Here is a 17,802-nt window from a genome sequence, read left to right as displayed (position 1 = left end):
CATGCACGCGATCAGAACGGCGAATCAGGGAAGTAGAAGTCCTTCGCGTTGTCCTTAGTGATGAGCACGGACGGAATGATCGTCGTCGGCGGCAGCTTGTCGCCTTTGAGACGCGCTTCCGCCGTCAGCTTGATCGCGTCGTAGATGAACTTCGGCGAATACGACACGTCGGCCTTGATGAGCGGCGCGCCGTCCATCACGTTCTTGACCATGCCCTTCGAGCCCGCGCCGCCGAACACGATCTTGATGTCGTTGCGCTTGGCCTGATCGATTGCCTTCAGCACGCCGACGGCCATGTCGTCGTCGGCAGCCCAGACGGCGTCGATATGCTTGAAGCGCGTCAGGTAGTCCTGCATCACCTTGAACGCGTCGTCGCGGTTCCAGTTCGCGTACTTCGCATCGAGAATCTTGATGTTCGGATAGTTCTTCAGCACGCCCGTAAAGGCCGTCCAGCGTTCGTTGTCGAGCGTCGTCGGAATGCCGCGCAGCGCGACGACGTCGCCCTTGCCGTCGAGCGCCTTCGCCAGATACTCGGCGGGAATCTTGCCGAACGCGGTGTTGTCGCCCGCCACGTATGCGTCCTGCGCGCTGGTGTCCGTGAGGCCGCGATCGACCACCGTCACGTAGACGCCTTTCTTCTTCACCTGCGCGACGGGCTGCGTGAGCGAAGCCGATTCATACGGGAAGATCACGAGCGCGTTGATCCTGTTCACCGTCACGAGATCCTGCAACTGGTTCGCCTGCTCGGGCGCGTTCGCGGCTGTCTTCACGATCACCTTCAGATCGGGATGCGCTTTCTCCAGATCGGCCTTCGCCTTGTTGGCCCACCAGACGATGCCGCCTGTGAAGCCGTGATCGGCCGTCGGTATCGCGACGCCCAGCGTGACCTTGTCGTCGGCGCGCGCGGCGCCCGTGAGCCCCAATATCCCCAGTGCCAGCACCCCGGCGCCGACCGCTCGAATGATCTGCTTCATGGCTATGTCTCCTTTGACGTTCCTTTGACTGGTTTCTTCGTCGATGAACCGCTTCTGTGCTGCACTCCTTTGCCGCTTGCGTTGCCGCCTTGGCTTCGATGCCCTTGACCTCCACACACGCGCTGCCCTGCTAACGCCGCCCTCGCTGAAGGAAGGCGACGACGATGATCACGACGCCCTGCACGGCCGCATTCAGATACACGCTGATGATGCTGGTGAGATTGAGGATGTTCGCGATGACGGACAACAGGATCGCGCCGATCACCGTGCCCGCGACGCGCCCTTCGCCGCCCTTGAGCGCCGTGCCGCCGACCACCACGGCGGCGATCGCTTCGAGTTCCCACAGCAGGCCCGTCGTCGGCGTCGCGGAACCCAGGCGCGGCACGTACAACACCGTCGCCACGCCGACGCAGATGCCGAGCAGCACATACGTGACGATCTTCACGGTATCGACGCGAATCGCCGCGTAGCGCGCGACCTGTTCGTTCGAGCCGATCGCCTGCACGTGACGCCCGAACGCGGTGCGATTGAGGATCAGCGCGCCCCCCGCCGCGACGACGAGAAACACCCAGATCGGCACGGGCACGCCGAAGAGGCTCGCGTAATAGACGGGGCCGTACAGATCGGAGAGATTGTTGTCGAGCGTGAGCGCGCCGCCGTCGGCGAGCCAGGTGAGCACCGCGCGAAAGATGCCGAGCGTGCCGAGCGTCACGATGAACGGCTCGATCCGCCCTTTCGTGATCAGCAGGCCATGCGCGCAGCCGAACACGCCGCCCAGCACGAACGCGCAGAGAATGCCGATGATCACGATGGTCAGCGGCGCGAACGCATGGCCGCCGGGCGACAAGGCGAGCGCGTTCATCAGCCAGATCATGCTGCCCGCGATCAGCGCGGCCATCGAGCCGACGGACAGATCGATGCCGCCCGAAATGATCACGAACGTCATGCCGACCGCGATGATGCCGATGAACGACGTGCGCGTAAGCACGTTCATCATGTTATCGACGGTGGCGAAATCGCGATTGAGCAGCGTGCCCGCGATGCACAGCACAATCAGGCCGGCGAGCGGCCCAAGACCATGCAGACGATGCGCGATGCGCATCGCGCGCCCGGTCGGCGCGGTGTCAGTGTGTGCCGGTCGCATGAGCGATCAACTCCTCTTCGGTCAGATGGTCGAGACCGAGCGTGGCTTGCAGGCGGCCTGCGCGCATCACGGCGACGCGATGGCACAGCCCGATCAGCTCGATCAGTTCGGATGAGATGACGATCACGGCGCGCCCTTCGGCGGCGAGCCGGTGAATCAGAAAATAGATGTCGCGTTTCGCGCCGATGTCGACGCCGCGCGTCGGCTCGTCGAGCACGATCACATCGGGATTGGGCTGCAGGAACTTGGCGAGCGCGAGCTTCTGCTGGTTGCCGCCCGAGAGCATGCGCGCGCGGCTCGACAGATCGCCCGTGCGGATGCCGAACTCGCGCACGGCCCGCGTCAGCGCATCACGTCCCGCTTTCAGGTCGAGCAGCGGATGTGCGTAATGTTCGAGTGTCATCAGCGTCACGTTGTCCTGCAGGCTGAGGTTCACATGCAGGCCCTTGCCCTTGCGGTCTTCGCTCAGATACGTGAGGCCGCGGCGCATCGCATCGCGCGGACTGTGCAGATCGACCTTGCGGCCCGCGATTTCGATCGTGCCCGCCGTGCGTTTGCGCAAGCCGATGATCGCTTCGAACGCTTCCGTGCGGCCCGCGCCGACCAGTCCCGCAAAGCCGAGCACTTCGCCGGCGCGCACTGCGAAGCTCAGATCGTCGACCCAGTCGGGCACGCTGAGCTTCTCGACTTTCAATGCGATGGGCGCGTTATCGGCGGGCGGCGTCTTCGCGGGGAACATGTCGGACAGCTCGCGCCCGACCATCAGGTTCGCCATCTGCTGACGCCCGAGCAATGCCGTCTCGCTGCGCGCGACGAAGCGGCCGTCGCGCATCACGATCACTTCGTCGGTGATGTGCTCGACCTCGTCGAGCTTGTGCGAGATGTAGACGATCGTCACGCCATCGGCCTTCAGCTTCGACATCAGCGCAAAGAGGCGCTCGGTCTCCGAAGGCGTCAGCGTTGCCGTGGGCTCGTCCATGATCAAAAGGCGCGCGCGCCGCGACAGCGCCTTCGCGATCTCCACCATCTGCTTTTCCGCGACGATCAGATCGCGCACCTTCGTATCCGGATGCTTGTGCAAGCCGACCTGATCGAGATAGCGCCTGGCTTCGTTGCGCATCGCCGTATCGTCGACGAACAAGCCCTTGCGCTTCTCGTGGCCGAGATACATGTTCTGCGCGATCGTCAGATGCTCGGCGAGATTGAACTCCTGGTGGATCAGCACGATGCCCGCCGCTTCCGCGTCGCGCGAGCCCGCGAAGCACTGTGCGTGGCCGTCGACCAGCACGGTGCCTTCCGTCGCCGTCTCGTAGCCCGCGAGTATCTTCATCAGCGTCGACTTGCCCGCGCCGTTCTCGCCGAGCAGTCCGTAGATGCGGCCCGGCGCGATGTCGAAGCTCACGCCGTGCAGCACGCGCACAGGGCCGAAATCTTTGCGGATGTCGTCGAAGCGGACGGCGAGGCTCATCGCGGCGGCCCTCTCATGCGCTCTTTCTGATCACGAGCCGATGCGGCAACAGCACGCCCGGCACGTTTTCGATTGGATTCGCGAGCCTGCGCAGCAGCAGCCTGGCGGCCGTCTCGCCCAGCTCGCGCATCGGCTGCGCCATCGTCGTGAGGGGCGGCTCGATTTGCGCGGCAAGCGAGATATCGTCGAAACCCACGACGGCCACATCGTCCGGCACGCGCCTGCCGACACTGCGCAAACCGGCAATCACGCCGATCGCGAGCGTGTCCGACACGGCGAACACCGCTGTCGGCGCATCGGCGTGCGTCATCAGGCGTGCCGCTGCCTGCGCGCCCGCTTCGTAGTCGAGGCTGTTCACGTTCACGCGCCAGCGTTCGTCGGGCGCGATGCCCGCGTCGCGCAATGCGTCGAGATAGCCGCGCTGACGCTGCTGCGCGTACAGGTAGTGATCGTCGGAATTGATCAATGCGATGCGCCGGTGGCCACGCGCGAGCAGGTGGCGCACGGCGTCGCCTGCCGCGCGGTAGTTGTCGATGCCGACATACGGTACGCCCACCGACGAGTCGAACTCGCAACACGCGACCCACGGCAGCGCGTTCGATTCTTCGGCGAGCGCCTGCTGCACCGTCGCGGGGTCGAGGCAGATCGCGCCGTCCGCGCGGCGGCGGCGCAGCAGATCGAAATAGCTGCGCTCGCGGCCCGGATCGGCGCCCGTGTCGCACAACAGCATGAAATAGCCGTGCTGGCGCGCGACGGAATCGATGCCGCGAATCACTTCCGCGTAGAACGGGTTGCCGACGTCGGGCACCATCGTCAGAAGCAGGCGGCTTTCGGCCGTGCGCAGATTGCGCGCCAGCTCGTTCACCCGGTAGCCGCTCGTCGCGACGGCGGCCAGCACCTTGTCGCGCGTGGCCGGGCGCACGTTCGCGTGGCCGTTGAGCACCCGCGAAACCGTCGCCACCGACACGCCCGCCTGCTCCGCGACGCCCGCGATCGACAGACCCTCCGCCACGCCACGCGAACCGCCGCGCGCGTCGGGCTCGGCCGCGCCGGGCGGCGGCGATTGCGGGTCAGGCCGGGACGGTTTGTCCACGGGTTTGTCCACCATCTGGCTCCGAAAATGTAATCGATTACATTCTTGGTCGACGGGCCAGCGAATCGCAAGTCCCTTTGCGTAGGGATTTACACGGAGGCCAAACGGCACGGGGACCAGCTCTGCCAGACAAGACACGTGCCCGCTACAGGGCGGCAACGGCGCGCGGTTTGGTACAATTTCGCAGTTAACGAACGGCGGGAGGGGCTTTCCACTACATCCTGCCGTCGTCCCGCTGCCCGCATCCAAACCCACACCGCCGAATTGATCATGAACATCGAACAAGCGCGTTTCAACATGATTGAACAGCAGATCCGTCCCTGGGAAGTGCTCGACCAGGACGTGCTGAACCTGCTGTCGATCGTCAAGCGTGAGAATTTCGTGCCTGCCGTCTATCGCGAGCTGGCGTTCGTCGATTTCGAAATTCCGCTGCCCGCCGGCCAGCACATGTTCGCGCCGCGCATCGAGGCACGCGTGTTGCAAGAACTGGCGGTGAAGAAGCATGAAACCGTGCTGGAAATCGGCGCGGGTTCCGGCTACATGGCCGCGCTGCTCGCGCATCGCGCACAGCACGTGCTGACAGTCGATATCGAGCCGGAACTGGCCGAGCTCGCGAAGCTGAACCTCGCGGCCAACGGCGTGCTGAACGCCGAAGTCGCGACGGGCGACGCCTCGCGCGGCTGGGCCGCCGCGGCGCCGTACGACGTGATCTGCGTGTCGGGCGGCCTGCCCGTGCTGCCGCAGGAAATGCTGGAGCAGCTGAAAGTCGGCGGACGTCTGGCTGCCTTCGTCGGCACGGCTCCTGTGATGAAGGCGCAGATCATCACGCGCGTCGACGAAAAGCAGTTCCGTATCGCCGACGTGTTCGAAACCTACGTCGAGCCGCTGCAGAACGCGGTGCACGCACCGCGCTTCCGGTTCTGAGCATCGGCACGACACCGACACCGTAGCGAGATTTGATGATGCAAAACCTGACCGCTCCCGCTCTCGCCGAATGGCTCGCCGACAAGTCGCGCCCGGCGCCCGTGCTGCTGGACGTGCGCGAGCCATGGGAAATCGAAACGGCGAAAATCGCCGGCAGCATGTCGATTCCGATGCGCGAAATCCCCGCGCGCAGCGAAGAACTGGACGACGATGTGCAGATCGTCTGCGTGTGCCATCACGGCGCGCGCAGCGCGCAGGTCGCGATGTTCCTCGAGTCGCGCGGCTATAAGGACGTGTTCAATCTGCAGGGCGGCATCGACGCGTGGTCGCGCCAGGTCGATCCTTCCGTTCCCACGTATTGAGCTGGGCGGTCGATCAGGTGCGGCGTTCGTAAGCGTTCGCTGTCCGCAGGATTGCCTGGCCTCGTGCCGTTGATGTAGTCGAAACGCGCCGGAATTCTCCGGCGCGTTTTTTCTTCGTCGCTTCGGTCCTGCCGGCTCACGGTCAGGCCATTTCCCTTTGACGATTCGGAAGCTTCGTACGCCATCCTGATCATCGATCGATCAACATGCCTCGTTTCCTTTTCGAAAGCAGAGGCCTGAATGAACCTGATCAGGATCGCGTCGACGGCAACGTTGCTGTTGCCCGTCGTTTGCCATGCGACGCTCGGCGCCGCGCCATCGACGGACGCGCATCAGACGTCCCGCAGCCTGCGCGCAACGTCGCCCGTCGCTTCGGCCTATTCCGTCCACGAATCGCAAACGGCTGATGGCGTCACGGTGCGCGAATACGCTTCGCCCGCGAACGTCGTCTTCGCGCTCACGTGGCAAGGGCCGACGCGGCCGGACATGCAGGCGCTGCTCGGCAGCTACTTTCCGGGCTTCCTCGCGGCAGCACACCGCACCGCGCGCGGCACCGGTCCGCTGATCGGGCGTGACGGCGATCTGCGGATCGAATCGGTCGGACATCAGGGCGCCTTCGCCGGCAAGGCCTGGGTGCCGCGGCTCGTGCCCGCCAGCGTCGACGTGGAGGTTTTGCCATGAAGCGCGGCTTTTCACATTCCGCCGTTCTCGCCGCGATGCTGGCGGCAAGCGTCGCGCTGTCGGCATGCGGTGGCGGCGGCGATGACAACAGCGGCAATCCGCCCGTCGCCAACGTTTCGCCCAACGCGCCGTCGACGACGCCGGCCGTTCCCGGCAGCGCGCCGTCAGCGGCAGCGCCTGCATCGGCTGCATCGGCTGCAAGCGCAGCGGCGGCGCCCGTTCCCGCGAGCGGATCGACGCAGCCGGCTACGCCCGCGCAACCGCCCACAACGCCCGCCATACCGACACCACCCGCGCCGCCCGCCACGCCCGACAACGGCCAACCGCCGAAGGACAACACCAACGAAACGCCCTCTCCCGTCGCCATCAACAGCGTGCCCATCGTCGTCGACAATGCGATCGGCTCGGTCGTGAACATGCCATACGTCAGCGTGACGCTCTGCGCACCGGGCACGCACGGCACAGCGCAGTGCGCGACCGTCGATCACATGCTGCTCGACACCGGCTCGTCGGGCGTGCGCGTGACGCAGGCCGCGCTCGGCGCCGCGCTTGCCGCGCAATTGCCCGCGCAGACGGGCGCCAGCAACGACACAACGGGCAACGCCCCCATCGCGCAATGTGCGATCTTTGCGTCGGGCTACACGTGGGGTTCGATACGCCGCGCCGATGTGATGATCGGCGGCGAAACGGCAAACGGCATCCCGATCCAGCTGATCGGCGACAGCGCGTATCCGTCCACGCCGTCCGACTGCCTCGCGCGCGGCGGCGCAAGCATGAACACAGCCGCGACACTCGGCGCGAACGGGATCGTGGGCATCGGGCATCTCGCGCGCGACTTCCCGCAGGCCGCGCAAACGGCGCTCGCGGCGGCTTACTACTACTGTGCGACGCCTTCGTCCTGCATGCCCGCGCGCGTGCCGCTCGACAGGCAGACGGCCAACCCCGTCGCCGCCTTCGCGACCGACAACAACGGCACGATCGTCCGTCTGCCCGCGCTGCCGCCGACGGGCCAGGCAAGCGTGACGGGAGAACTCGTGTTCGGCATCGGCACGCGCGACAACAACGCGTTACCCGCCACGCCGACGTTCCTTGCCGTGACCGATCGCGGCGCATTCACGACGACGTACAAAGGCAGAACGATGACGAGCATCATCGACAGCGGCTCGAACGGCCTGTTCTTTCCCGATGCGACACTGCCCGTGCTGCTGGGCTGGTTTGCGCCCGCCATCACGCAGAGCCTGAGCGGAACGCTGCTGTCGAATACGGGCAATGCACAATCGACGGTGCCGTTCTCGATCGCCAATGCGCCGAATCTCTTCGACAGCGTCTTGGCCGCCTATGACGCGCTCGGCGCGCCCGCGTCGGGCATGTTCATCTGGGGCTTGCCGTTCTTCTTCGGGCGCAGCGTGTACACGGCGTTGAGCGGAATGCAGGCCGGGACGCAAACGGGCCCTTACGTGGCGTTCTGATCGGCCACAGGCTTCGCGCACGGCTTGTGCTGGAGCCACACCAAAAGAAACGGCGGACGGTCAGTCAACCGTCCGCCGTTTTCGCGCGCGCTGAGATCACACGCGAATCGCGCTCAATCCACTTCCTTCAAGACCTCCGCGACGGTGCGGAACAGCTCGTCGATCTGCGCTTCATCGATGATGAGCGGCGGCGAGAACGCCAGAATGTCGCTCGTATAGCGCGTCAGCACGCCTTTCTGGAAGCAGCGCACGAACACGTCGTAAGCGCGCGCGCCGGGCGCGCCGTCGCGCGGCTGCAATTCAACGCCGCCGACGAGTCCCAGATTCCGCACGTCGATCACATGCCGCTCGCCCTTCAGCTTGTGAATCGCCGCTTCGAACACAGGCGCCATCTTCGCCGCGCGCGCGAACAGCCCTTCGCGCTCATACAGATCGATCGTTGCGCACGCAGCGGCCGCCGCGATCGGATGCCCCGAGTACGTATAGCCGTGGAAAAGCTCGATGCCCGCGGGCGCGCCGTTGACGATCGCATCGTGAATCCGCGCGCTCGCGGCCACGGCGCCCATCGGCGCGGCGGCATTGTTCGTGCCCTTGGCCATCGTCAGCAGATCGGGGGTCACGTTGAAATACTGCGCGGCGAACGGCGCGCCGAGACGCCCCCAGCCCGTAATCACCTCGTCGAAGATCAGCAGGATGCCATGCTTGTCGCAAATCTCGCGCAGACGCTGCAAATAGCCTTGCGGCGGAATCAGCACGCCCGTCGATCCCGCGACCGGCTCGACGATCACGGCCGCGATCGTCGATGCGTCGTGCAGCGTGACGAGCCGCTCCAGTTCGTCGGCGAGATGCGCGCCCCACGCGGGCTGTCCTTTCGAGAACGCCGCTTCCTTGATGTTGAGCGTGTGCGGCAAATGATCGACGGCGGGCAGCAGCGCGCCCGAATAAGCCTTGCGATTCGGAGCGATGCCGCCGACGGAAATGCCCCCGAAGCCGACGCCGTGATAGCCGCGCTCGCGTCCGATCAGCCGCGTGCGCTGCCCTTCGCCACGCGCGCGATGATACGCGAGCGCGATTTTCAATGCGGTATCGACGGCCTCCGATCCCGAGTTCGTGAAGAAGATGTGCTTCAGGTCGCCGGGCGTGTGCTTCGCGATTCTGGTCGCGGCTTCGAACGCCTTCGGGTGGCCCATCTGGAACGTCGGCGCAAAGTCCATTTCGGCGGCCTGCGCCTGCACGGCGGCGACGATTTCGTCGCGGCAATGTCCCGCGTTCACGCACCACAGCCCCGCCGTGCCATCGAGGATGCGCCGGCCATCGTACGACGTGTAGTACATGCCCTTCGCGCTCGAGAGCAGCCTCGGCGCGCTCTTGAACTGCCGGTTCGCGGTGAACGGCATCCAGAACGCCGCCATGTCGGGCGCATTGGTGGGCGTGGTCGACGTAGGTGCCGCGGCCGAAGGTGTAGCGCGTTCGTTCATCTGCTGTCTCCTCTCAAATGAGGTCAGTTGGATTTTCAGTTTAGGCAGGCACACGGCCGTGCACAACCGGGCAGCGCCAATGCACCGGCGGCGCGCCCGCCGATATGACGAATCGCTGCCCGCGCTCCGTTGCAGCGCGGCGCGCACCTCGACGAGGCGAAGCGCCTCGCATTGCACCGCTTTCGCGCTCAAAGCGCATAGCGTCATACGATGCCGCGCCGTCAGCGAGCCGCATTGCAGCACGCTCAGCGTCCGTTGAAGAGCCACGCTGCAAGTTGGCATATGCCTTGCAGTATCCGGCCCGGCACAACTCTGTACACACGACTCTGCACACATAACGCAAACAAGGATCGGACACGCACTACCCGTCCACCACTCACCACCATCCATGGCAAGGGGAAGCATATGAAACGTCGCAGTCTGCTGAAGCTCGGCTCCATGTCGGGCGCGCTCGCGCTCGCGGGCAAGGTTCCTTTCGCGCGTGCGCAGTCGTCGGGCAGCGGCCCGATCAAGGTCGGCATCCTGCACTCCCTGTCGGGCACGATGGCGATCTCGGAGACGTCGCTGAAAGACACCGCGCTGATGACGATCGCCGAGATCAACGCAAGCGGCGGCGTGATGGGCCGCAAGATCGAGCCCGTCGTCGTCGATCCCGCTTCGAACTGGCCGCTCTTTGCCGAAAAGGCCCGTCAGCTGCTGACGCAGGACAAGGTCGCCTGCGTGTTCGGCTGCTGGACGTCGGTGTCGCGCAAGTCGGTGCTGCCCGTGTTCGAGGAGCTGAACGGACTGCTCTTCTACCCCGTGCAGTACGAAGGCGAAGAGATGTCGCGCAATGTGTTTTACACGGGCGCGGCGCCCAATCAACAGGCGATTCCCGCCACCGAATACCTGATGAGCGCCGAAGGCGGCGGCGCCAAACGCTTCTTCCTGCTCGGCACCGACTATGTGTATCCACGCACGACGAACAAGATCCTGCGCGCCTTCCTCAAGTCGAAGGGCGTTCAGGAGACCGATATCCAGGAGGTCTACACGCCCTTTGGCCACAGCGACTATCAGACGATCGTCGCGAGCATCAAGACGTTCGCGCAGGGCGGCAAGACGTGCGTGATCTCGACCGTCAACGGCGACTCGAACGTGCCGTTCTACAAGGAGCTCGGCAACCAGGGGCTGAAGGCGACCGACGTGCCCGTCGTCGCGTTCTCGGTCGGCGAGGAGGAGCTGCGCGGCATCGACACGAAGCCGCTCGTCGGCAACCTCGCTGCATGGAACTACTTCATGTCCGTGAAAGGCCCAACCAACTCGAAGTTCAAGGAGCAATGGGCCGGATGGGTCAAGTCGCAAAACCTGCCGGGCGGCTCGAAGCGCGTGACGAACGATCCGATGGAAGCGACCTATGTCGGCATCCACATGTGGAAGCAGGCCGTCGAAAAAGCGAAGAGCACCGATGTCGACAAGGTGCGCGTCGCGATGATCGGCCAGAAGTTCGCGGCGCCCTCGGGCTTCACGCTCGAAATGGACGGCAACCACCATCTGCACAAGCCGGTGATGATCGGCGAAGTGCGCGCGGACGGCCAGTTCAACGTCGTGTGGAAAACGAAGACGGCCATTCGCGCGCAACCGTGGAGCCCGTATATCGCGGGCAATCAGGGCAAGCCGGATGTCGTCACGTCGATTCCCGAGTTCCTGCGCCGCCGTTCACGCGTCGCGTGACACGGCATGCCGATGCGTTCAGCCTTCGCGAATGCACCGGCGCGCGCAGCGCCCGTTTTTCGATGCATGTATCGAAGCGGGCGTGCGACGCAATTGCGCGATGCCAGGCTTGCCGCTTTACGCATGCGACGGCATCGCGCGCCTGATTGCTGGCTTCATTCTCAAGATCATCATGGCGCATTTACTTTCCACGCTCGCCGCTCGTAGCGCTGATTGGCTGCGCAACGCGCGCAAGCGCACGAGCCTGCTCGGCGCGTCGTGTACGTTGGGCGCAGCGCTCATCGCGTTCGCGCCGGCGAGCGCCCGTGCATTGACGGCCGCCGACGTCGCGCCGCTGGCCGGCGACGATTTCGACGCGAAGTCCGCAGCCATCGACAAGCTGATCGCGAATCACGACGCGCCTTCGCTTGCGCTGCTCAAGGCGCTCTCCGAAGACAGCGTGCTCGCGACCGATTCCGGCGAAGTGCTGACCCAAGACGGTGATACCGCACGCGACGCCGTCACCGGCAAGACCGTGGCCGCAGGCGACGCGCAATCGATCACGCTGAACAATCTGTTGCGCTCGAAAGTATCGGGCGCGCTGTCGGGCCTGCAACTCGACTCGACCGATCCCGCGAAGCGCGCCGCCGCCATTGCCGCGCTTCTGCAAAATCCCGATCCGTCGATGAAGCCGCAAATCGACGCAGCCCGCGCGAAGGAAACGGACCTGAAGCTGAAGAAGCGCCTCGACACGCTATGGGCGATGACGGCACTGCACGACAGCGACGCCGCGAAGCGTCTCGAAGCGGTGAAGCTCGTCGCCGCGCGGCACGATCTGGACATGTACGAACTGCTACGCCCCCTCGTCGCGAAGAAGCCCGACGGCACCTTCGCCGAAAGCGATGCGCGCGTGCGCGAAGCGGCGCAGCAGGGCATCGATGCGCTCGATTCGATCCAGCGCCGCAGCGAGATCGCGGGGACGCTGTTTGCAGGTCTGTCGCTCGGCAGCGTGCTGCTGCTCGCGGCGCTCGGACTCGCGATCACGTATGGCCTGATCGGCGTGATCAACATGGCGCACGGCGAGTTTCTGATGATCGGCGCGTATGCGACGTATGTCGTGCAGAACCTGGTGCAGCGCTATGCGCCGGGCGCGTTCGACTGGTATCCGCTGATCGCCGTGCCCGCTTCGTTCGTGGTCGCGGCGCTCGTCGGCATCGTGCTCGAACGGCTCGTGCTGAAGCATCTGTACGGACGTCCGCTCGAAACGCTGCTGACCACCTTCGGCATCAGCCTGATCCTCATTCAGGCGACACGCATGCTGTTCGGCGCGCAGAACGTGCAGGTGAAAAACCCGTCGTGGATGAGCGGCGGCGTCACGGTGATGCAAAGCCTGATCCTGCCGTACAACCGGCTCGCGATCCTCGCGTTCTCGCTGATCGTTGTCGCGATCGCATGGGCCGTGCTGACGAAAACGCGCCTCGGTCTCTTCGTGCGCGCCGTCACGCAGAACCGCCGGATGGCCGCGTGCGTCGGCGTGAAGACCGCGTATGTCGATTCGTGCGCGTTCGCATTCGGCGCGGGCATTGCGGGACTCGGCGGCTGCGCGCTGTCGCAGATCGGCAATGTCGGCCCGGACCTCGGGCAAAGCTACATCATCGATTCGTTCATGGCCGTCGTGCTGGGCGGCGTCGGCCAGCTGGCGGGCACGGTGATCGGCGGCTTCGGGCTCGGACTCGTGAGCAAGGCGATCGAGCCGTTCTGGGGCGCGGTGCTCGCGAAGATCGCGGTGCTCGTGCTGATCGTGCTGTTCATCCAGAAGCGTCCGCAGGGCATGTTCGCCCTGAAGGGCCGCAGCGCGGAGGCATGACATGACATCCGCGACTTCTTCCGCTTCCGTCGACACTCGCGGCGCAGCAACACCTTCGGGCGAACGCGAACGCCTGTCGGGCTTCGCACTCGGCCTGCCGCCGCGCCCTGCTTTGCTGTCGCGGCGCGCGTGGCAACTGCTGATCGCGTTGATCGTCGCGGTCGGACTCGGCGTGCCGTTCAGCGCGCTGGTGCTGCCCGAGGCGAGCGCGTTCCATCTGTCCGCGTATGCGATGACACTCGTGGGCAAGCTGATGTGCTATGCGATCGCCGCGCTTGCGCTCGATCTCGTGTGGGGCTACTGCGGCATCCTGAGCCTCGGGCACGGGCTCTTCTTCGCGCTCGGCGGCTACGCGATGGGGATGTACCTGATGCGCGCGATCGGCCGCGACGGCAAGTACGGCAGCGATCTGCCCGACTTCATGGTGTTCCTCGACTGGCATCGGCTGCCGTGGTACTGGGAAGGCACGCAGCATCTGTGGTACGCGCTGCTGCTCGTCGTGCTGGTGCCCGCCGTGCTCGCGTGGGTGTTCGGCTTCTTCACGTTCCGCTCGCGCGTGAAGGGCGTGTATCTGTCGATCATCACGCAGGCGATGACGTTCGCCGCGATGCTGCTTTTCTACCGCAACGAAACGGGCTTCGGCGGCAACAACGGCTTCACCGATTTCAAGCGCATCGCGGGCTTCCCGATCACGCATCCCGGCACGCGCACGGCGCTCTTTCTGATGACGTTCGCGGTGCTCGTGCTGTCGTTCATTGGCGCACGGGCGATCGTCACGTCGAAGCTCGGACGTATCGTGACGGCCGTGCGCGACGGCGAAACGCGGCTGATGTTCCTCGGCTACAGCCCGCTTGCGTACAAGCTGTTCGTGTGGACGGTGTCGGCCGTATTGTGCGGCATCGCGGGCGCGCTGTACGTGCCGCAGGTCGGCATCATCAATCCCGGCGAGATGTCGCCGGGCAACTCGATCGAGATGGCGATCTGGGTGGCCGTCGGCGGACGCGGCACGCTGATCGGACCGATCGTCGGCGCGTTCGCTGTGAATGGCGCGAAGAGCTTTTTCACGGCTTGGTTCGCGGAGTACTGGCTGTTCTTTCTTGGTCTGATTTTCGTGCTGGTGCCGTTGCTGCTGCCGAACGGGATCATGGGACTGATCGAACTCGCAACGCGCACGAGGAACCGCCGATGAACGAAAACCCGATGGTGCACGACCTGTCGCTACCCGTGGAGCACGACGGCCGCGCGTTATCCGGCGTCGCGTCGATGAGCCGCGCGGTGACGCCCGGCGAGATCGACGTATCGCACGGCGCGATTCTCTATCTGGAAGACGTGACCGTTTCGTTCGACGGCTTTAGGGCATTGAATGAGCTGTCGCTGTCGATCGACGTCGGCGAATTGCGCTGCATCATCGGCCCGAACGGCGCGGGCAAGACGACGATGATGGACGTCATCACGGGCAAGACTGCGCCCGATTCGGGCAAGGTGTTTCTGGGCCAGACGATCGACCTGACGCGCATGAACGAGCCGTCGATTGCGCGCGCGGGGATTGGGCGGAAGTTTCAGAAGCCGACTGTGTTCGAACAGCATCCCGTGTGGGAGAACCTCGAACTGGCGATGAAAACCGACAAGCGCTGGCTCGCTTCGCTGCGGGCGCGTCTGGATCGGAGTGCCCAGGCGCGCATCGAGGAGACGTTGTCGCTGATTCGTCTGGAAGGCGAAGCGTTGCGGCCTGCGGGCGAGCTGTCGCATGGGCAGAAGCAGCGTCTGGAGATCGGCATGCTGCTGATGCAGCAACCGGCGCTGCTGCTGCTCGACGAGCCCGCGGCGGGAATGACCGATGACGAGACGATGGAACTTGCTGCGCTACTCAATCATTTGCGCGGGACGTGTTCGATGATGGTCGTCGAGCATGACATGGAGTTTGTAGCGGCTTTGGCCGGTGAAACCGGCAAGGTCACGGTGATGGCCGAGGGGCGTGTGCTGGCTCATGGGACGCTTGATGAGGTCAAGCGGGATGCGGGGGTGGTTGAGAGTTATTTGGGGCGTTGATTTTGTTTGTCTGCGACGGCTTTTGCTTTGGTTTTTATGGCTTGCTGCCGGCATCCGCGATTGCGGTTTGTGTCTGCGACGACTTTGGCTTTGGTTTTTATGGCTTGCTGCCCGCATCCGCGATGCGCCTCGCGGCGCGGGGGTTGCCCCTGTGCGGGGCGGCACTCACTTTCTTTGCCGCCGCAAAGAAAGTAAGCAAAGAAAGCGGGCTCACACCGCCAATGCTTGACCTTTACCCACGGGCTCTCAGCGTCCCCATGCTTCGCGCTGCAGTGTGCTGGCTTATGTTAGTTGCCAACGTTCTGGCTAAAGGCCTCACCCGCTTCATGCACGTGTGGCACGGCTAAGGGCATCGAATGTTTCAGCGCCGCATGTCGGTAGTGAATGGAGCTTGCTGTGTTGCACAGGGCAACGCCCTCACTTGTGCCGCATCGCGTAGCGCGGGTGTCCTGGGCGACGCGAATGCCTACACACAGTTTGCCGCAAAGGGGCGTGGGATATTCGATGTCGCGGGCCGCAACGCAGGTGCATGAGGCAGGTGAGGCCTCGAATAAACGCGCCGGCAACGCGCATGAGATAGCACGCTGCTGCATGAAGCATGGGGACGTTGAGAGCCCGTGGGTAAACGTCAAGCATTGGCGGTGTGAGCCCGCTTTCTTTGCTTACTTTCTTTGCGGCGGCAAAGAAAGTGAGTGCCGCCCCGCACAGGGGCAACCCCCGCGCCGCGAGGCGCATCGCGGATGCGGGCAGCAAGCCATAAAAACCAAAGCCAAAGTCGTCGCAGACACAAACCACACGCCGAAGGCAACAGAGGAACCCCAAATGCTCGAAGTAGAAAACCTGAACCAGTACTACGGCGGCAGCCACATCCTGAGAGACGTAAAGCTCACAGTACCCGACGGCAAGCTCACCGTCCTTCTGGGACGAAACGGCGTCGGCAAGACGACGCTGCTGCGATGCCTGATGGGCGTAGTCCCAACAAAAACGGGCGAAATCACATGGCGCGGCGCGCCGATCACGAAACTCGCCGCGCACGCGCGCGTCGCGCAAGGGCTCGCCTACGTCCCGCAAGGCAGAGACATCTTCCCGCGACTGACAGTCGAGGAAAATCTGCTGGTCGGCGCAGCCAGCAGAAAAGCCCCAAAGAAGATTCCGGACAGAATCTACAGCCTCTTCCCGGTGCTCAAAGACATGAGAGCACGGCGAGGCGGCGACCTGTCCGGTGGCCAGCAACAACAACTGGCCATCGGCCGGGCGTTGATGAGCGAACCGCAACTGCTGATCCTCGATGAACCAACGGAAGGCATCCAACCGTCGATCATCCAGGACATCGGAAGAACATTGCGGCAACTCGTCGAGGAAATGGGCCTCACGGTACTGCTCGTCGAGCAGTACTACGACTTCGCCAAAGCGATCGCCGACCGCTACTGGGTGATGAGCCGAGGCGAAATCGTCGCGGGCGGCGAAGGCGTCGACATGGATCGCGACGGCGTGCGCAGCCTGATCGCGGTATAACGGCAATGACCGCTTAGCTGCTATTCTCGCCGCATGTCGCTGCACGAACACCACGCCACGCTCGCCACCATCGACGATCCCTCGCACGCCCAATGGCGCGCGCGGCTCGAACTCGGCTTCGTCAGACACGGCAGCCGCACGACGCTCGCCCATCGCCGGCATGAAGGACCGCTGCGGCTGCAACGTCCGCTCTATCCCGAAGGGCCGTCCGTCTGTCACGCCGTGATCGTGCATCCCCCTGGCGGCGTCGCGGGCGGCGACCGGCTCGATATCGACATACGACTCGACGCCGACACTCACGCCGTGCTCACGACGCCCGGCGCAACCAAGTGGTACAAGTCCAACGGACGGGCCGCGCAACAGCACATCGCGATACATGTCGGCGCGAATGCAAAGCTCGACTGGCTGCCACAGAACAACATCGTCTTCGATCACGCAAACGCTTCGCTCGACTTCTCGCTGACACTCGACGAAGGCGCGACCGCGCTCGGCTGGGACGCGACGCAGCTCGGCAGGCAGGCGGCAGGCGAAACCTGGTCGGCAGGCCATGTGCGCGCGGTATCGCGCATCGTCGGTGCCGACGGCGAACCGCTGTGGTTCGAACGCGCCAGGCTCGCCGCCAGCGACCCGTTGCGCGATGCGCCGCAAGGGCTCGCGCGTTTTCCCGCGTTCGGCACGATGTGGGCGATCAGCCCGCAATGCGATGACGCGCTCGCCGAAACGCTCACCGCACAACTGCCCTTCGACGACACCATCCGCGCGGCCGCTTCGTGCGTGCGCCCCGGCGTGATGATCGTGCGTGGCGTCGCGAGATCGATGGAAACGCTCCAGCATGCGTTGATTCAATGCTGGATGCAGTTGCGTCCCATCGTCCATCGCGTCGATGCCGTGCCGCTGCGTCTCTGGACGACCTGAGCGAATCTCTCCGACGCACCATCTTCGAGCGTCGATGTGCTTCCATCTGGTGCAGGCCCATGCGCGAAGCGCGGCAAACTGCGCGGCATCCATATGGCAGCCGCATGGCATAGCCCTTGCTGTTATTGGCGCCGCGCGATGCCGTATATCCGCCGGCACGCGCAAGCACGCAAG

Annotated in this window: 16 protein-coding genes; 11 read left to right on the top strand and 5 right to left on the bottom strand. The window is 64.6% G+C overall.

The genetic code is table 11. The features are described from left to right. Window positions 1-11 precede the first annotated feature (11 nt). The 4 genes from GCT13_RS11150 to GCT13_RS11135 all read right to left on the bottom strand — a co-directional run bounded on the left by GCT13_RS11150 (window position 12) and on the right by GCT13_RS11135 (window position 4,679). Window positions 12-974, bottom strand: coding sequence for a substrate-binding domain-containing protein (locus GCT13_RS11150; protein WP_152757848.1), 963 nt, complete (start codon window positions 972-974; stop codon window positions 12-14). A 130-nt stretch (window positions 975-1,104) separates the two neighbouring features. After that, complete coding sequence (locus GCT13_RS11145; protein WP_087734378.1) at window positions 1,105-2,118, bottom strand: ABC transporter permease; 1,014 nt, start codon at window positions 2,116-2,118, stop codon at window positions 1,105-1,107. Further along, a complete protein-coding gene (locus tag GCT13_RS11140) occupies window positions 2,099-3,586 on the bottom strand; it encodes a sugar ABC transporter ATP-binding protein (RefSeq protein ID WP_152757846.1) in 1,488 nt (495 codons plus the stop codon). The genes GCT13_RS11145 and GCT13_RS11140 overlap by 20 nt, the downstream gene beginning before the upstream one ends. A gap of 13 nt (window positions 3,587-3,599) precedes the next feature. After that, entirely contained in the window at window positions 3,600-4,679 is a 1,080-nt protein-coding gene (locus GCT13_RS11135) for a LacI family DNA-binding transcriptional regulator (protein WP_321574284.1), read from the bottom strand. A gap of 270 nt (window positions 4,680-4,949) precedes the next feature. On the opposite strand from GCT13_RS11135, the gene GCT13_RS11130 reads away from it, so the two are divergent. The 4 genes from GCT13_RS11130 to GCT13_RS11115 all read left to right on the top strand — a co-directional run bounded on the left by GCT13_RS11130 (window position 4,950) and on the right by GCT13_RS11115 (window position 8,115). Continuing rightward, entirely contained in the window at window positions 4,950-5,603 is a 654-nt protein-coding gene (locus tag GCT13_RS11130; RefSeq protein WP_152757842.1) for a protein-L-isoaspartate O-methyltransferase family protein, read from the top strand. Between the two features lie 38 nt (window positions 5,604-5,641). Continuing rightward, window positions 5,642-5,965, top strand: a complete 324-nt coding sequence (locus GCT13_RS11125) for a rhodanese-like domain-containing protein (RefSeq protein ID WP_152758091.1) — start codon at window positions 5,642-5,644, stop codon at window positions 5,963-5,965. Window positions 5,966-6,205: 240 nt separating this feature from the next. Further along, window positions 6,206-6,646, top strand: a complete 441-nt coding sequence (locus tag GCT13_RS11120) for a DUF2844 domain-containing protein (protein WP_152757840.1) — start codon at window positions 6,206-6,208, stop codon at window positions 6,644-6,646. Further along, a complete protein-coding gene (locus tag GCT13_RS11115) occupies window positions 6,643-8,115 on the top strand; it encodes a DUF3443 domain-containing protein (RefSeq protein WP_227746787.1) in 1,473 nt (490 codons plus the stop codon). Before GCT13_RS11120 ends, GCT13_RS11115 begins: the two co-directional genes overlap by 4 nt. Before the next feature lie 113 nt (window positions 8,116-8,228). Here GCT13_RS11115 and GCT13_RS11110 read toward each other — a convergent pair whose 3' ends face one another. Then, window positions 8,229-9,593, bottom strand: coding sequence for an aspartate aminotransferase family protein (locus GCT13_RS11110; protein WP_152757838.1), 1,365 nt, complete (start codon window positions 9,591-9,593; stop codon window positions 8,229-8,231). Window positions 9,594-9,998: 405 nt separating this feature from the next. On the opposite strand from GCT13_RS11110, the gene urtA reads away from it, so the two are divergent. The 7 genes from urtA (at window position 9,999) to GCT13_RS11075 (ending at window position 17,628) form a co-directional block, all read left to right on the top strand. After that, on the top strand, window positions 9,999-11,303 hold the full coding sequence (gene urtA / locus GCT13_RS11105; protein ID WP_152757836.1) for an urea ABC transporter substrate-binding protein: 1,305 nt from the start codon (window positions 9,999-10,001) through the stop codon (window positions 11,301-11,303). Between the two features lie 172 nt (window positions 11,304-11,475). Continuing rightward, window positions 11,476-13,149 (top strand): urea ABC transporter permease subunit UrtB, encoded by a 1,674-nt coding sequence (gene urtB / locus GCT13_RS11100; RefSeq protein WP_152758086.1) that lies wholly within the window; start codon window positions 11,476-11,478, stop codon window positions 13,147-13,149. Window position 13,150: 1 nt separating this feature from the next. Further along, window positions 13,151-14,338 (top strand): urea ABC transporter permease subunit UrtC, encoded by a 1,188-nt coding sequence (urtC, locus tag GCT13_RS11095; RefSeq protein ID WP_152757834.1) that lies wholly within the window; start codon window positions 13,151-13,153, stop codon window positions 14,336-14,338. After that, entirely contained in the window at window positions 14,335-15,198 is an 864-nt protein-coding gene (gene urtD / locus GCT13_RS11090) for an urea ABC transporter ATP-binding protein UrtD (protein WP_152757832.1), read from the top strand. Before urtC ends, urtD begins: the two co-directional genes overlap by 4 nt. Continuing rightward, window positions 15,195-15,545: a hypothetical protein gene (locus GCT13_RS11085; RefSeq protein ID WP_152757831.1), complete on the top strand. Its 351-nt coding sequence runs from the start codon at window positions 15,195-15,197 to the stop codon at window positions 15,543-15,545. Before urtD ends, GCT13_RS11085 begins: the two co-directional genes overlap by 4 nt. 475 nt (window positions 15,546-16,020) lie before the next feature. Beyond that, the gene (gene urtE, locus GCT13_RS11080; protein ID WP_152758084.1) at window positions 16,021-16,713 is read left to right on the top strand and encodes an urea ABC transporter ATP-binding subunit UrtE; all 693 of its coding nucleotides are present in this window, start codon (window positions 16,021-16,023) and stop codon (window positions 16,711-16,713) included. A 33-nt stretch (window positions 16,714-16,746) separates the two neighbouring features. Next, entirely contained in the window at window positions 16,747-17,628 is an 882-nt protein-coding gene (locus tag GCT13_RS11075; RefSeq protein WP_152757829.1) for an urease accessory protein UreD, read from the top strand. Window positions 17,629-17,802: the final 174 nt, after the last annotated feature.

This window comes from Paraburkholderia franconis (assembly GCF_009362735.1).
Lineage (GTDB): Bacteria > Pseudomonadota > Gammaproteobacteria > Burkholderiales > Burkholderiaceae > Paraburkholderia > Paraburkholderia franconis.
This window is presented reverse-complemented; position numbering and strand designations above follow the sequence as displayed.

What these genes read in the sequence shown, in the direction of transcription:
- GCT13_RS11150 (WP_152757848.1), bottom strand. Translation starts at nt 974, where the DNA reads ATGAAGCAGATCATTCGAGCGGTCGGCGCCGGGGTGCTGGCACTGGGG.
- GCT13_RS11145 (WP_087734378.1), bottom strand. Translation starts at nt 2,118, where the DNA reads ATGCGACCGGCACACACTGACACCGCGCCGACCGGGCGCGCGATGCGC.
- GCT13_RS11140 (WP_152757846.1), bottom strand. Translation starts at nt 3,586, where the DNA reads ATGAGCCTCGCCGTCCGCTTCGACGACATCCGCAAAGATTTCGGCCCT.
- GCT13_RS11130 (WP_152757842.1), top strand. Translation starts at nt 4,950, where the DNA reads ATGAACATCGAACAAGCGCGTTTCAACATGATTGAACAGCAGATCCGT.
- GCT13_RS11125 (WP_152758091.1), top strand. Translation starts at nt 5,642, where the DNA reads ATGCAAAACCTGACCGCTCCCGCTCTCGCCGAATGGCTCGCCGACAAG.
- GCT13_RS11120 (WP_152757840.1), top strand. Translation starts at nt 6,206, where the DNA reads ATGAACCTGATCAGGATCGCGTCGACGGCAACGTTGCTGTTGCCCGTC.
- GCT13_RS11115 (WP_227746787.1), top strand. Translation starts at nt 6,643, where the DNA reads ATGAAGCGCGGCTTTTCACATTCCGCCGTTCTCGCCGCGATGCTGGCG.
- GCT13_RS11110 (WP_152757838.1), bottom strand. Translation starts at nt 9,593, where the DNA reads ATGAACGAACGCGCTACACCTTCGGCCGCGGCACCTACGTCGACCACG.
- urtA (WP_152757836.1), top strand. Translation starts at nt 9,999, where the DNA reads ATGAAACGTCGCAGTCTGCTGAAGCTCGGCTCCATGTCGGGCGCGCTC.
- urtB (WP_152758086.1), top strand. Translation starts at nt 11,476, where the DNA reads ATGGCGCATTTACTTTCCACGCTCGCCGCTCGTAGCGCTGATTGGCTG.
- urtC (WP_152757834.1), top strand. Translation starts at nt 13,151, where the DNA reads ATGACATCCGCGACTTCTTCCGCTTCCGTCGACACTCGCGGCGCAGCA.
- urtD (WP_152757832.1), top strand. Translation starts at nt 14,335, where the DNA reads ATGAACGAAAACCCGATGGTGCACGACCTGTCGCTACCCGTGGAGCAC.
- urtE (WP_152758084.1), top strand. Translation starts at nt 16,021, where the DNA reads ATGCTCGAAGTAGAAAACCTGAACCAGTACTACGGCGGCAGCCACATC.
- GCT13_RS11075 (WP_152757829.1), top strand. Translation starts at nt 16,747, where the DNA reads ATGTCGCTGCACGAACACCACGCCACGCTCGCCACCATCGACGATCCC.